At 64.0% G+C, this 13,896-nt stretch carries 9 protein-coding genes; 6 read left to right on the top strand and 3 right to left on the bottom strand.

All coding sequences use genetic code 11. The annotated features are described in order from the left end of the window. Positions 1-115: 115 nt before the first annotated feature. From ABH945_RS05140 to ABH945_RS05130, 3 genes are all read right to left on the bottom strand, one after another. A complete protein-coding gene (locus tag ABH945_RS05140) occupies positions 116-1,408 on the bottom strand; it encodes a cell division protein ZipA C-terminal FtsZ-binding domain-containing protein (RefSeq protein WP_429249906.1) in 1,293 nt (430 codons plus the stop codon). A gap of 111 nt (positions 1,409-1,519) precedes the next feature. Continuing rightward, on the bottom strand, positions 1,520-5,038 hold the full coding sequence (gene smc, locus ABH945_RS05135; protein WP_429249905.1) for a chromosome segregation protein SMC: 3,519 nt from the start codon (positions 5,036-5,038) through the stop codon (positions 1,520-1,522). Positions 5,039-5,244: 206 nt separating this feature from the next. Next, a complete protein-coding gene (locus tag ABH945_RS05130; protein ID WP_429249904.1) occupies positions 5,245-6,252 on the bottom strand; it encodes a DMT family transporter in 1,008 nt (335 codons plus the stop codon). Between the two features lie 568 nt (positions 6,253-6,820). Here ABH945_RS05130 and dapC point away from each other — a divergent pair. The 6 genes from dapC to cls all read left to right on the top strand — a co-directional run bounded on the left by dapC (position 6,821) and on the right by cls (position 13,634). Next, on the top strand, positions 6,821-8,047 hold the full coding sequence (gene dapC, locus ABH945_RS05125; RefSeq protein WP_429249903.1) for a succinyldiaminopimelate transaminase: 1,227 nt from the start codon (positions 6,821-6,823) through the stop codon (positions 8,045-8,047). A 105-nt stretch (positions 8,048-8,152) separates the two neighbouring features. Next, the gene (gene dapD / locus ABH945_RS05120) at positions 8,153-8,980 is read left to right on the top strand and encodes a 2,3,4,5-tetrahydropyridine-2,6-dicarboxylate N-succinyltransferase (protein WP_074764256.1); all 828 of its coding nucleotides are present in this window, start codon (positions 8,153-8,155) and stop codon (positions 8,978-8,980) included. Beyond that, positions 8,980-9,345, top strand: a complete 366-nt coding sequence (locus tag ABH945_RS05115) for an ArsC family reductase (RefSeq protein ID WP_074764257.1) — start codon at positions 8,980-8,982, stop codon at positions 9,343-9,345. Before dapD ends, ABH945_RS05115 begins: the two co-directional genes overlap by 1 nt. A 360-nt stretch (positions 9,346-9,705) precedes the next feature. Next, complete coding sequence (gene dapE / locus ABH945_RS05110; RefSeq protein WP_429249902.1) at positions 9,706-10,845, top strand: succinyl-diaminopimelate desuccinylase; 1,140 nt, start codon at positions 9,706-9,708, stop codon at positions 10,843-10,845. Positions 10,846-10,861: 16 nt separating this feature from the next. Further along, complete coding sequence (prmB, locus tag ABH945_RS05105; RefSeq protein WP_074764258.1) at positions 10,862-11,746, top strand: 50S ribosomal protein L3 N(5)-glutamine methyltransferase; 885 nt, start codon at positions 10,862-10,864, stop codon at positions 11,744-11,746. A gap of 436 nt (positions 11,747-12,182) precedes the next feature. Beyond that, positions 12,183-13,634: a cardiolipin synthase gene (gene cls, locus ABH945_RS05100; RefSeq protein WP_429249901.1), complete on the top strand. Its 1,452-nt coding sequence runs from the start codon at positions 12,183-12,185 to the stop codon at positions 13,632-13,634. Positions 13,635-13,896: the final 262 nt, after the last annotated feature.

Raw genomic sequence — 13,896 nt, 5'->3', positions numbered from 1 at the left:
CGGGCAGGATTCAACGCGTCTATGATTGCCTTTCTGCTGAAGGCGAATGCGGCGTCGAAAACGACAACGGCCGCACATCGTGCGGCCGTCGAAAGCGTCTGGTAAATACCGGAATTTACTGGCTGAACAGGCGCCGCGTGGCCGGCGAACCCGCCGGAATGCCCGCCTGCTCGAGCTTTGCATACAGCGTCATCAATTGCTTTTCGATGGCGAGCAACGCAGTTTCCGGCAACGGACGGCGGCCATCGTCGACCACCCTCCCGCCGATCCGCTCCGCCAGCGACTTCGCGTAATCGCACATCAGCCGGAACGGCAGAATGTCTTCGTCGGCAACCGGCACGTCGAGCACCAGCGTGATCATCTGGCCGCCCTTGTACGTGAGGTCGTCGCGCAGGAAGTTGGTGTCGCCGAATTGCAGCATGAACACCGGGCTCTGACGCGAATCGAGCTTGACGAAACGCGTGCCGTCGCGCGAAAGCAGCAAGCCGTCTTGCGACGCCACCGCCTGCACGTAATTGGCCGACCAGGGCGCGCCGTCGGAGAGTACGTTGATTGACAACTGCGCGTCGCATTGCGCAGCGAACGCGTCGAGTTCGCGCGCCATCGCCACCGTTTCAAGCATGTCGGGGAATTCCGGCGACGCATCGAGCGCGTCGGCGAACTGCTGCACGCCGGTCACGAACTCCGAGAATTCGAGTTCGTTGAGCGCGCCGCTGCGGTTGGCCAACTGAGCGGCCGCGCGCAATTCTTCATAGCGCGCGCCGTTTTGCAGCAATTCCCACGCGCCGCCTTCGAGCTTGCCTTCAATGTGCACCGGCTTGCTGCCCGCGCGCCGCAGACGCTGCGCGAGCGGAATTACCTTGTCGCCGGCAACCGGGCCGTTCAAACGGATCGGCACGATGCAATCGATCCGGCGATCGACGATAGCTGGAGGCGCCGACGAAATGGTCGTAGCGGCAGGCAGAATCGGCTCGACCGGTTCGTCGGCCTGAGGAGCCGCTTCGCCCGAGGCAGAAGCTGTCTCGCCCCGCGCTACGCCTTCAGCCTCAGTGAATCTTTCCTCTTCCGTATAACCATTCGGCGTAGTCGTCTCCGCCTGGATATCGGCCGGTGTGTCGAGCGGCTCAGCGCCAGCAGAAGCGCCGAACGTCGGTTCGACACGCGCCGCGCCCGTTTCCGCCGGCGCATCCGCGCCGACTACCGGCTCACGACGCGTAGTCGGACGCGCCGGTTCGATGAACGGGCTTTGCTCCTCCTGCTCGTCCCGCGCAAAGCTTTCGGCAGCTTCGGCCGGCATGGGCCGCGGCATCTTGCGACGCACCTTGGCGCCCTGCCACGCGTTGTACACAACCACGCCTCCGACCACCACGGCACCCGCGCCGATCAAACCGAGTGTCAACTCGTCCATGCATGCTCCATCAGCAATTCTTTTATCTGCGCGGTTGTGCGCCCGCTTCACGTGTCGCGCGGCAACCACTCAAGCCGCAGCGCTGAACGCGGACGCCCGCGAAGGCTTAACTCAAACGATATTCTGGGCGAAACCGGCCGCCGATTCCATGTCCACCGCGACGATCCGCGACACGCCCTGCTCCTGCATGGTCACGCCGATCAACTGTTGCGCCATTTCCATCGCGATCTTGTTATGCGAGATGAACAGGAACTGGGTTTTGTCCGACATCGCCCGCACGAGGTTCGCGAAACGTTCGGTGTTGGCGTCGTCGAGCGGCGCGTCCACTTCGTCGAGCAGACAGAACGGCGCCGGATTCAGCTGGAACATCGCGAACACCAGCGCGGTGGCGGTCAGTGCTTTCTCGCCGCCCGACAGCAGGTGAATCGTCGAATTCTTCTTGCCCGGAGGTTGCGCCATCACCTGCACGCCGGCATCGAGAATTTCGTCGCCGGTCATGATCAGCTTCGCCTGGCCGCCGCCGAACAGACGCGGGAACAGTTCGCCGAAATGATGGTTCACCTGGTCGAACGTGCCTTGCAGCAGCGTGCGCGTTTCGGCGTCGATCTTGCGGATCGCGTCTTCCAGCGTTTCGATCGCGCTGTTCAGGTCGGTCGACTGCGCGTCGAGGAACGTCTTGCGCTCGGTCGCCGCCTTCAGTTCGTCGAGCGCCGCCATGTTGACCGGACCCAGCGCGGTAATCGCGTTGTTGATGCGCGTGACTTCGCCCTGCAGGTACGACGGCTTCATGTCCGGCGTGAGCTTGGCCTGCAATTCGGCCTCGTCGACACCCGCTGCCGCGAGTTGTTCGATGAACTGCTCGCCGTTCAGCCGCGCCGCCTGCTCCTTCAACTGCAATTCGTTGATGCGGTCGCGCAGCGGCTGCAACGCGCGCTCGGCGGTGAGGCGGGTTTCGTCGGCGGCACGCAGTTTGGCGGTCAGATCGTCCAGTTCCAGACGCGCGGCGTGCAGTGCTTCTTCTTTGACCGAACGGATGTCGAGCGCGTCCTGCAAGCCCGTGTGAGCCGTTTGTTCGTTGATCGTTTCCAGTTCGGCGCGGGCGTCTTCGAGCGACGCCTCGACCCGCTCGCGCTGCTCATGCGCGACCTGAATGCTGCGCTTCAATTCGTCGATGCGGTTCGCCATGTTGCGCGCGGCGAAGCGTGCATCGGTGGCGTTGCGATCGAGATCGCGCGCCTGGCCGCGGGCGGTGGTGAGGCTTTCGTCGAGTGCTTCGAAGGCCAGTTGGTGGTCTTCGAAACGCGCCTGCAATTCGGCGAGTTCGGAATCATGCCGCTCGAAATTGGCTTCCGACTCCGCGCGCATGGCCCGCTGTTCTTCGACCTGCGCGGTGATTTCTTCGAGTTCCTCGCGAATCTGCGTGCTGCGCTGCGTGTAACGCTCGTGCGCCTGCGTGAGCTTGAGCACGTCCATCTGCAACGCGTGCACGCGTTGCGTGGCGCGCTCGGACTGTTGACGCACATCGGTCAGCGTCTGCGCAGCCTGCGTGTGCGCGGCTTCGGCGCGGATCGCGGCGGCCTTCGCTTCATCGGCAAGCAACGCTTGGGCGCGCACCTGGCGACCGAGATTTTCGATTTCCTGCTGACGGGCCAGCATGCCGGCCTGTTCGGAGTCGGCTGCATACAACTGAACGCCGACGCGCGTCACCACGTGTCCCGCCTTCACGACGAACGAGCCGCCTTCCGGCAACTGCGTGCGCAGGCTGAGCGCCTGCTGCAGGTCGTCGGCGACGAACGCGAGGCCGAGCCAGTCGTTCAATACCGCACGAATGCCGGCGTCGTCGATACGCACCAGAGACAGCAGCGGCCGTAGCGCGGCCGGTGCCGCGACCGGCTGACCGGCTGCGGGCGGGGCGTAGAACGCGAGCTTGGCGGGCGGCGCGTCGGTGGCGAAAGCCTTGACCCAGTCGAGATTCGACACTTCCAGCGCGGCGAGACGCTCGCGCAGCACGGCTTCAAGCGCGTTTTCCCACCCGGCTTCGACGTGCAGTTTCTTCCACAGACGTGGCAGGCTGCCAAGCTCGTGCTTTTCGAGCCACGGCTGGATCTTGCCTTCGGTCTGGACGTTTTCCTGCAACTGCTTGAGCGCGGCAAGACGTGCGTCGAGCTGATGAATCTGCGCGCTTTCGGCCTGCACGCGCTCCTGCGCGGCGCGGCGTTCGCCGTCCAGACGCGGCAGCGTTTCCTGCGCGTCGGCGAGACGGGCTTGCGCGTCGTGCAGAATTTCTTCGTGCTCGGCGAGCTGCATGCGCAGGTCTTCGAGTTGCGCTTCGTCGGGGGCGTCGAGTCCGCCCGCTTCCGACTTCAGCCGCTCGTGACGTTGCTGCAACTGCTGCAACTGCTGATCGGCATTACGTTGATGCGCGGCTTCGAGTTTCAGCGCCTGTTCGGTCTGCGCGATGCCGCCGCGCTCCGCGTTCAGTTCGGTCTGCGCATCGCGCCAGCGCGCTTCGAGCGCAGGCATCGCATCGTGCTTCGCGGCGGCTTCGTCTTCGGCGAGCGCGGCTTTTTCCTCGGCGACGGAGAGTTGCTCCTCGGCGTCTTCGATATCGCCTTGCGCCTTTTCGGCCTGCGACTGCCACTGCTCGCGCTGCGCGGTTAGCGCCGCGATCTGGGCCTGCGCGCGGTTACGCGATTCGACGATGAACTTGATCTCGGCTTCGAGCCGGCTGACTTCCGCGTTCGCTTCGTAAAGCGCGCCTTGCGCGCCCTGCATCGCGTCGCTGGCGGAATAGTGCGCGACGCGCAGCGTTTCCAGTTGCGCCTCGACTTCACGCAGCTTCGCGGTATGCGCTTCGAGATCGATCTGCGCCTGTTCGATTGCGCGTTGCTGGCGCTGCTGCTCGCCGCCGGCTTCGTTCTTGCGCAACAGCCACAACAGACGCTGCTTCTCTTCGCCGTCCGTCTGCAGTTCCTTGTAGCGCGTGGCGACGACCGCCTGCGCTTCCAGCTTCTCGAGATTCGCACTCAGCTCGCGAACGATATCTTCGACCCGCGTCAGATTTTCGCGCGTGTCATGCAGACGATTCTCAGTCTCGCGACGGCGTTCCTTGTACTTCGACACGCCCGCGGCTTCTTCGAGGAACACGCGCAGCTCTTCCGGCTTCGCCTCGATCAGGCGGGCGATCATGCCCTGCCCGATGATTGCGTAAGCACGCGGCCCGAGACCGGTGCCGAGGAAGATGTCCTGAATGTCCCGGCGACGCGCCGGCAGATTGTTGATGTAGTAGCTCGAGGTGCCGTCGCGCGTCAGCACGCGCTTGACGGCGATCTCGGCATACTGGCCCCACTGCCCGGCGGCACGGCCGTCGGCGTTGTCGAACACGAGTTCGACGCTGGCGCGGCTACCCGGCTTGCGCGCGGTCGAGCCATTGAAGATCACGTCCTGCATCGACTCGCCGCGCAGCTCGGAGGCGCGCGATTCGCCGAGCACCCAGCGCACGGCGTCGATGATGTTGGACTTGCCGCACCCATTCGGCCCGACCACGCCGACTAGCTGGCCCGGGACCTGGAAATGCGTGGGATCGACGAATGACTTGAAGCCAGCGAGTTTGATCGAGGTCAGACGCACGGCGATTTCGCTGTTTGAAAAGGGAAAAAATAGGTGGCTTGTGAAGGCCGCGCCAGCCGTTCGCCAATGCAGCGAAGCGGCCCGCGAAGCTCGCAAACCCTCGGAACACGGATGCCGGCTTCATGCGTCCATTCAGGTGCGCGAAACGCGCTCACTACGCACGTTCACCGCGCACGTTGATGCATGTGCCAGCTAATGAGGGGCAATCATACCATCGCGCGTGAGCGATTCTTACCGCCCTTACGGTCTTGCTTCACGCCCTTGTCATCGGCATCGGGTTCGGCGGACGAACCCGGGTCCTGGGCAGGCGGATCGGGCGGCACGGCGCGGGTCCGGTGGACCCAGCTCGACAACGCCGACGCCAGCACGATGCATACGCCGCCGGCCCATTCGCGCGGACCCGGCATCTCTCCGGCGAACAGCCACGCGGACAACGCCGTGACGACGATCTCGAACAGCATGATGATCGACGCCCGGTTGGCCGGCACGCGCGACAGCCCGTACTGCACGAGCATATTGTTCGACGCCAGCAAAAAACCGAGGCCGAGCACGAGCCACGCGGCCGTGCCGAGATGGGCGCCGGTGGGCGGTGCGGGCATGGCTTCGAACAGCGACGCGCACGCGCTGAAAAGCGCTGCGCCGCCGAAGATCGTCGCCGTGCGCATTTCCGGTTTCATTTCCGGCAACACGCGGCTGGTCTTGAGGATCAGCACGTTGCTCATCGCGAAACCCATGCCGCCCGCGAGACCCGCCCATTCGGCGAGGTTGCCGGGCACCGGAATGCCGAGTTGCGGCGACCACAGCATGGTCATCGCACCGGCCAGCGACAGCGCGGCGAGACCCGCGCCCGCCCAGGTCAGGCGTTCGTGCAGGATGAAATGCGCGAACAGCGCGGTCCACGCAGGGGTGAGATAGAACAGCAGCAGCACGCGCATCACCTGGCCGTGGATCGAGCCCCAGACAAAGCCGAGATTGGTGATGCCCGCCGCCAGCGCGAGCGCGGGCAGGAGCCAATGCCAGCGCACCGTTCTGATCGCACGATGCCGCACCAGCAGCACGAACAGGCAACCGGCTGCACTCGTCAGCGCGCTCGCCGCCGTGCCGGTGACGCCGAGCGCCGCCAGCATGCGTAGCGGATACCAGATCATTCCCCACACCGAAGCGCCCAGCATGATCGCGAGCGTCGGCCAGCCGTTGCGAAGCCAGTTGGTCATGGTTTGGCACTCCGGGCGAAGGATTTCGCTGCTCCGGGCGAGCCTGGTCTGGGTGGTGTGCCGTTGACGCCAGACGCGGCCGCTCTGTTCGTCACGTTCTCGTTGTTTGCGCTCATGGCATCGTTCTCGCGGACCGCGGCGCTCTTGCGCCTGCTGTGTCCGGCTGTCTCCGGGACTGCTGCAACCATTGCTGCTCCTGCTTCTTTTTGCGCGAACCGTCGGCGGTTCGCGTCGTTCCCGCTGCAACGCATTGAATGCGCCGCCTGGCGGGTTGCGCCGTCTCGGGGGCGGCGCTCTGCGTTCATTCGACACTGCATTTCATGGCGGCCATTACCTTCCGCCGATCTTCCGCCATCCTTCAAGCTGGTTCGCCAACCGGCCATCGAACCCTGCACGCCCGCGAACGCAAGCCGCCCACGCTATAATTCTTCGTTCGCCGCCGCTGCCAGCGTGTCTAGCGCATCTGTCTACCGTATTTCAGGCATGTCAGCGCTTCGCCGCCAGCGCGCGTGCCCAGCTTCTTCCTGCATCCGTTCTGCGCCCTCTTCGATCAGGCTCGATCCATCCAGTGAACCCGTTACTCGATTCCCTCCAGTCCTATCCGTTCGAAAAGCTGCGCCTGCTTTTCGCGGACGTCACGCCGCCAGCCGGTCTTTCGCATATCAGCTTCGGCATCGGCGAGCCGAAACATCCCACGCCCGCGCTGATCCGCGACGCCGTGGTGGATTCGCTCGGCGGCCTGGCCGCGTATCCGGCCACGCTCGGCTCGGCGCCGTTGCGCGAGTCGATTGCAAACTGGGTGACGCAACGCTACAACCTGCCGCCGGTCGATCCGCTCACTGAAGTCCTACCGGTATCGGGCTCGCGCGAAGCGCTGTTCGCGCTCGCGCAGACGGTGGTGGACCCGAAGCGCAATGCTGACGGTGAGCCTGCGATCGTACTCTGTCCGAACCCGTTCTACCAAATCTACGAAGGCGCGGCGATTCTGTCCGGCGCGCAGCCGTATTTCGTCAATAGCGACCCGGCGCGCAATTTCGCCTGCGACTATTCGGCAGTGCCGGAAGCCATCTGGGCGCGCACGCAGCTGCTGTACGTGTGCTCGCCGGGCAACCCGACCGGCGCGGTACTCACGCTCGATGACTGGCGCGAACTGTTCGCGCTGTCGGACCGTTATGGCTTCGTGATTGCGTCGGACGAGTGCTACTCCGAAATCTATTTCGACGAAGCGAATCCGCCGCTCGGCGGCCTGGAAGCGGCGCACAAACTGGGCCGCGGCTTCGAGCGGCTCGTGATGCTGTCGAGCCTGTCCAAGCGCTCGAACGTGCCGGGCATGCGCTCGGGCTTCGTCGCGGGCGACGCGGCGATCCTGAAAGATTTCCTGCTGTACCGCACGTACCACGGCGCAGCTTTGTCGACGGTATTCCAGACCGCCAGCATCGCCGCGTGGAACGACGAGACGCACGTGCGCGACAACCGCGCGAAGTACGTGCAGAAGTTCTCGACCGTCACGCCGATGGTCGCGGAAGTGCTCGACGTGCGTCTGCCGGACGCCGCGTTCTACCTGTGGGCCGACGTGTCGCGCACCGGCCTGTCGGACACCGAGTTCGCCCAGCGCCTCTACGCCGACTATAATGTGACGGTTCTGCCGGGCTCGTTCCTCGCGCGTACTGCGCACGGCGTGAACCCCGGCCGCAATTTCGTGCGCCTCGCGCTGGTCGCGGACGTCGACGAATGCACGCAAGGTGTTCAGCGGATCGTCGATTTTTGCCGCAAGCTTGCGGGCCAGGCCAGTTGAGTTAGCCGGGCCAACGGTTTGAGGGTTCACCTCGACCGTTGGCGCGACAGCTCCCGCCGCGCCGCATCTCCTTCTTCAGCCTTCAACTCTTCAGAAAACACGCATATGTCGCAACAACTTCAGCAGATCATTGACACCGCCTGGGAAAACCGCGCCGAACTGTCGCCGAAGGCCGCTCCGGCCGACGTGCGCGAAGCCGTCGCCCATGCAATCGAACAACTGGACAAGGGCGTGCTGCGCGTCGCCGAAAAGAAGGACGGCGACTGGGTCGTCAATCAGTGGCTGAAAAAGGCCGTGCTGCTGTCGTTCCGCCTCGAAGACAACGCACCGATGCCGGCTGGCGGTTACAGCCAGTTCTACGACAAGGTGCCGTCGAAGTTCGCGAACTACACCGCTGAAGACTTCGCTGCCGGCGGCTTCCGCGTGGTGCCGCCCGCTATCGCGCGCCGTGGCTCGTTCATCGCGAAGAATGTCGTGCTGATGCCGTCGTACACCAACATCGGCGCGTACGTCGACGAAGGCACGATGGTCGATACGTGGGCGACCGTCGGTTCGTGCGCGCAGATCGGCAAGAACGTCCACCTGTCGGGTGGCGTGGGCATCGGCGGCGTGCTGGAGCCGCTGCAGGCGAACCCGGTCATCATCGAAGACAACTGCTTTATCGGCGCGCGTTCGGAAGTGGTCGAAGGCGTGATCGTCGAAGAAAACTCGGTGATCTCGATGGGCGTGTACCTCGGCCAGAGCACCAAGATTTACGACCGCGAAACCGGTTCGGTCACGTATGGCCGCATTCCGGCGGGCTCGGTGGTGGTGGCGGGCAACCTGCCGTCGAAAGACGGCTCGCACAGCCTGTACTGCGCGGTGATCGTCAAGAAGGTGGACGCGAAGACCCGCGCGAAGGTCGGCCTGAACGAGCTGCTGCGAGGCGACTGATGGCGCGCGGCACCAAAACCGTCGTCTACGGCATCCCGAACTGCGACACCGTGAAGAAAGCCCGCGTGTGGCTGGAAGAGCACGGCGTCGAGTTCGAGTTTCACGACTTCAAGAAGCACGGCGTGACCGAACCGCTCGTGCAGGACTGGCTGAAAGACGTGAAGCTCGACGCGCTGCTGAACCGTCGCGGCACCACCTGGCGTGGCCTGTCCGACGACATGAAAGCGGCGGCGGAAACCCAGCCGGGCGCAATCGCGTTGATGATCCACAAGCCGTCGGTGATCAAGCGGCCAGTGCTGGTGGTGAACGGGCGGGTCAAATCGCTCGGTTTTTCCGCGGACGAGTACACGGCGCTGTTTGCCTGAGTCTGGGTGTTGGCACGCGCGGTGCTCTGGCGTGGTGAACGCCCGCCATGCAGCGACGCAAAGCAGCAGGAATGAGCGCGAACGGCATTGCGTTCATTCAGCTAGTTGCATGAGCGTAATCTCGTGGATGCCGCGAACGCGGCGTCCACCAGCACGGTGTGCTGACACGCATTGAACGCAATACGCTGGACCCGGCGCGCGGACCCGAACGCCAGCACTGGCATCAGGCTCCGCGATCGGAACCGGTCAGCAACAAGAAGCAGAACGCGGCCTCGCCGCGTCGATTAAAAGCTGTTGCCGGCTGCGGTGCTGCACCGCCAGCCGGCATTTTTTCATTTCAAAGTGGCTTGTACTGAATCCATGTCCGGCACCCTCGCCCTTACCGAACAACTGATCGCACGCGCGTCCGTGACGCCCGACGACCAGCATTGCCAGCGCCTCCTGATCGAACGTCTGTCCGCGATCGGCTTCGAGCACGAGACGATCGAATCGAACGGCGTGACCAATTTGTGGGCCGTCAAACGCGGCGTCGACGGCACCGCGGGCAAGCTGCTCGCGTTCGCCGGACACACCGACGTCGTGCCCACCGGCCCGCTCGAACAATGGCACTCGGCGCCGTTCGAGCCGACCCAGCGCGACGGCAAGCTGTACGGCCGCGGCGCGGCGGACATGAAGGCGTCGATCGCGGGCTTCGTGGTCGCGAGCGAGGAATTCGTCGCCGCGCATCCCGCGCATCGCGGCTCGATCGCGTTCCTGATCACGAGTGACGAAGAAGGCCCGGCCACCGACGGCACCATCAAGGTCGTCGAAGCGTTGCAGGAACGCGGCGAGCGGATGGACTACTGCATCGTCGGCGAGCCGACGTCGAGCGCGCAACTCGGCGACATGGTGAAGAACGGCCGGCGCGGTTCGATGTCCGGCAAGCTGATCGTCAAGGGCGTGCAAGGACATATCGCCTATCCGCATCTGGCGAAAAATCCGGTGCATCTGCTCGCGCCCGCACTGGCCGAGCTGGTCGCTGAAAGCTGGGACAACGGCAACGAATACTTCCCGCCTACCACGTGGCAGGTGTCGAACATTCATAGCGGCACGGGCGCGACCAACGTGATCCCCGGTCATGCGGACGTGATGTTCAATTTCCGCTTCTCGACGGCCAGCACGGTCGAAGGTTTGCAGGCCCGCGTGCATGCAATTCTCGACAAACACGGCCTCGAATACGATCTGCACTGGAACGTGAGCGGGCTGCCGTTCTTGACGCCGCGCGGCGATCTGTCGAACGCGCTGGCGAAAGCCATCAAGGACGAAACCGGCGTCACGACCGAACTGTCGACCACCGGCGGCACGTCGGACGGCCGCTTCATCGCGCGCATCTGCGAGCAGGTGATCGAATTCGGGCCGCTGAACGCCAGCATCCACAAGATCGACGAACATATCGAAGTCGCACACATCGAGCCGCTGAAGAACGTGTATCGCCGCGTGCTCGAACAACTGATCGCCTGAACAAGGACTATTTGCGATGACGCTCCCGTTTTCTACCGTCCGCGACCTGCTGCGTTTTGCGGTGTCGCGCTTTAACCAGGCTGAACTGTCGTTCGGTCATGGCTCGGCCAATGCCTACGACGAAGCGGCTTATCTGGTGCTGCACACGCTGCACCTGCCGCTCGATCTGCTGGAGCCGTTTCTCGACGCACGGTTGAGCGCGGCCGAAATCGACGCCGTGCTGAACGTGATCGAGCGCCGCGCCACGCAACGCGTGCCGGCCGCGTACATCACGCAGGAAGCGTGGATGCACGGTTTCCGCTTTCACGTCGATGAGCGCGTGATCGTGCCGCGCTCGTTCATCGGCGAATTGCTGCAGGACGGTTTGCAGCCTTACGTCGAAGATCCCGAACAGGTCAGCGCGGTGCTCGAACTGTGCACCGGCTCCGGTTGCCTCGCGATTCTCGCCGCGCACGCGTTCCCGAACGCCGATATCGACGCCGTCGATCTCTCCGCGCCCGCGCTGGAAGTCGCCACGCGCAACGTGATGGATTACAAGCTCGACGACCGTATTGCGCTGTTCGAAGGCGATCTGTATGCGCCGCTCGCCGAGCGCCGCTACGACGTGATCATCACCAATCCGCCGTACGTGAACGCGACGTCGATGCAGGAATTGCCCGCCGAATACAAACACGAGCCGGATATGGCGCTGGCGGGCGGTGCGGACGGCATGGATATCGTGCGCCGGATCATCGCCGACGCGCGCAACTGGCTGACCGAAGACGGCGTGCTCGTAGTCGAAATCGGCAATGAACGCGAAAACGTCGAAGCGGCGTTCGGCGGCCTGGATCTGGTATGGCTCTCGACCAGCGCCGGCGACGACAACGTGTTCCTGATTCAAGCCGCTGACTTGCCGGTTTGAGGTTTTTGCTGTTCCTGTTTGCGGCATGGCGCGCGCGGTTTTTTGCTGCGTGCGGCATGTCGCGGCGTGTTGTAGGGGGCGTGACTGGGGTGTGGGTTCACGGGCGTTGCGTGGACCTACATAACCTGACTGCCGCATGACGCAGTCGCTTCCGGCAGGTGGCCAAGCCGCGCTTGTGGCTTGCTCTGGCTTGCACGCGTGGCCGCCTTCAGCATGCGGTTATCGAACTCCCCCTCTCGTTTCAAGACCCCCGCCCCTCCGTCTCACCCAATCGCGGAACGGTCTTTGCGTCGCCCATCGGCATCCCCGCGCGCACCCAAAACCACGAAGCCCGCGCACAACGGCACCCCAACCCACCCGCGTTCGGTAAGATGAGCGCCTGCCCGCCGCGTCATCGGCGGGGACATGCAGCGCTTCGCCAACCCTTCGCCCGCCTATGCAATTCGACCTGCTTCACGTCGGCCCGCTGGTCGCCCTTGCCCATATCCTCGGCATGGTCGCGGCGTGTCACGCGATTCTGAATACGCGCACCTCGCAGGGCGCGATTGCGTGGGCCGTGTCGCTGGTCGCGATGCCTTATCTGACGCTGGTGCCTTACCTGTTCCTCGGTCGCAGCAAATTCGCCGGTTACGCGGATGCCCGTCGCGTCGAAAACGAACTGCTGCGCACCCGCGCGCATCCGCCGGAATGGGACACGCAGTCGTCTTCGGCGGGACTGCCCACACAACAACTCGGCGTCAGGCTCGTGCATTCGCTGACGCGTCTGGGCGGCATGCCGTTCCTGCCCGGCAATTCCGTGCGAACCCTCGTGAACGGCGCAGCGACCTTCGAGGCGATCTTCGAGGCAATCGAGAGCGCGCGTCACTACGTGATCGTGCAGTTCTTCATCGTCCGCGACGATGCGCTCGGCGAGATGCTCAGAGACGCGCTGATCGCCAAGGCACAGCAAGGCGTGCGCGTCTATTTTCTGTACGACAGCATCGGCAGTTTCGATCTGCCGCACCGCTACGTGGCGGCACTGCGTGCGGGTGGTGTCGAGACGCATCCGTTCGCGACTAATCGCCGCTTCGTCAACCGGCTGCAACTGAACTTTCGCAATCACCGCAAAATCGTTTCCGTGGATGGCGAACGCGCGTTTGTCGGCGGACACAACGTAGGCGTCGAGTATCTCGGCGGCAAGCCGCCGCTTTCGCCGTGGCGCGATACGCATATCGAGGTGCGCGGACCAGCGGTCGCCAGTATCCAGTTCGTGTTCACCGAAGACTGGCACTGGGCGACGCAGCAGTTGCCCGAATTCGACATGCCGGCAGCGGCGCCGGTCGATCCGTTGGGCGCTCAAAGCATGCACTGCCTGGTCGTGCCGAGCGGTCCGGCTGACAAACAGGAAACCTGCTCGCTCTTTTTCGTCGAAGCGATCAACGCGGCGCGCGAGCGGATCTGGATCACCACGCCCTATCTCGTGCCCGACGAAGCAGTGTTCTCAGCGTTGCGGCTCGCCGTGCTGCGCGGCGTGGACGTGCGCATTCTGATTCCGAGCCGCCGGGACCATCTGGTGGTCTTTGCCGCGTCGAAGCTGTACGCATACGATTCGCTGCGCGCGGGCATCCGGATTTTCCGCTACCAGCCGGGTTTTCTGCACCAGAAGGTGATTCTCATCGATAGCGTCGCTGCAGCGATCGGCAGCGCGAATCTCGACAACCGGTCGTTCCGGTTGAACTTCGAGATCATGGTGCTGACCGTCGACCGAGGCTTCGCGCAGGAGGTCGAAACGATGCTGCTGAACGACTTCGCCCAGTCGCTCGAAATCGACCGCAACGAGTACCGGCAGGCCAGCGCGTTCAAGCGCGTGCTGATGCATGTCGCGCGGCTTTTCGCGCCGATTCTTTGAGCTGTGCGGTGGCTGTTTCAGCGATTGCGCGGCAGTACGTAGCCACTGAATGTTGAACGGCGCCGCGCGGTGGTTGCCGTGACGCTCGCTCAACAACCGTTGGCAGATCGTCCAGATTCAACGGATCTACACGCAGCGTTGATACGCGGCATCGATACCTGATCGACGCCGCTCAGCCGCCTCGCACCACGCCGGATTCGACGCGATCTGCACGACTGCAGATAGATACAAAAGCGTTGCCGGCCGCCTCGGCTTGCAGCAA

Origin of the sequence: Paraburkholderia sp. GAS333, assembly GCF_050435665.1 — a bacterium.
GTDB classification, from domain to species: domain Bacteria; phylum Pseudomonadota; class Gammaproteobacteria; order Burkholderiales; family Burkholderiaceae; genus Paraburkholderia; species Paraburkholderia fungorum_A.
This window is presented reverse-complemented; position numbering and strand designations above follow the sequence as displayed.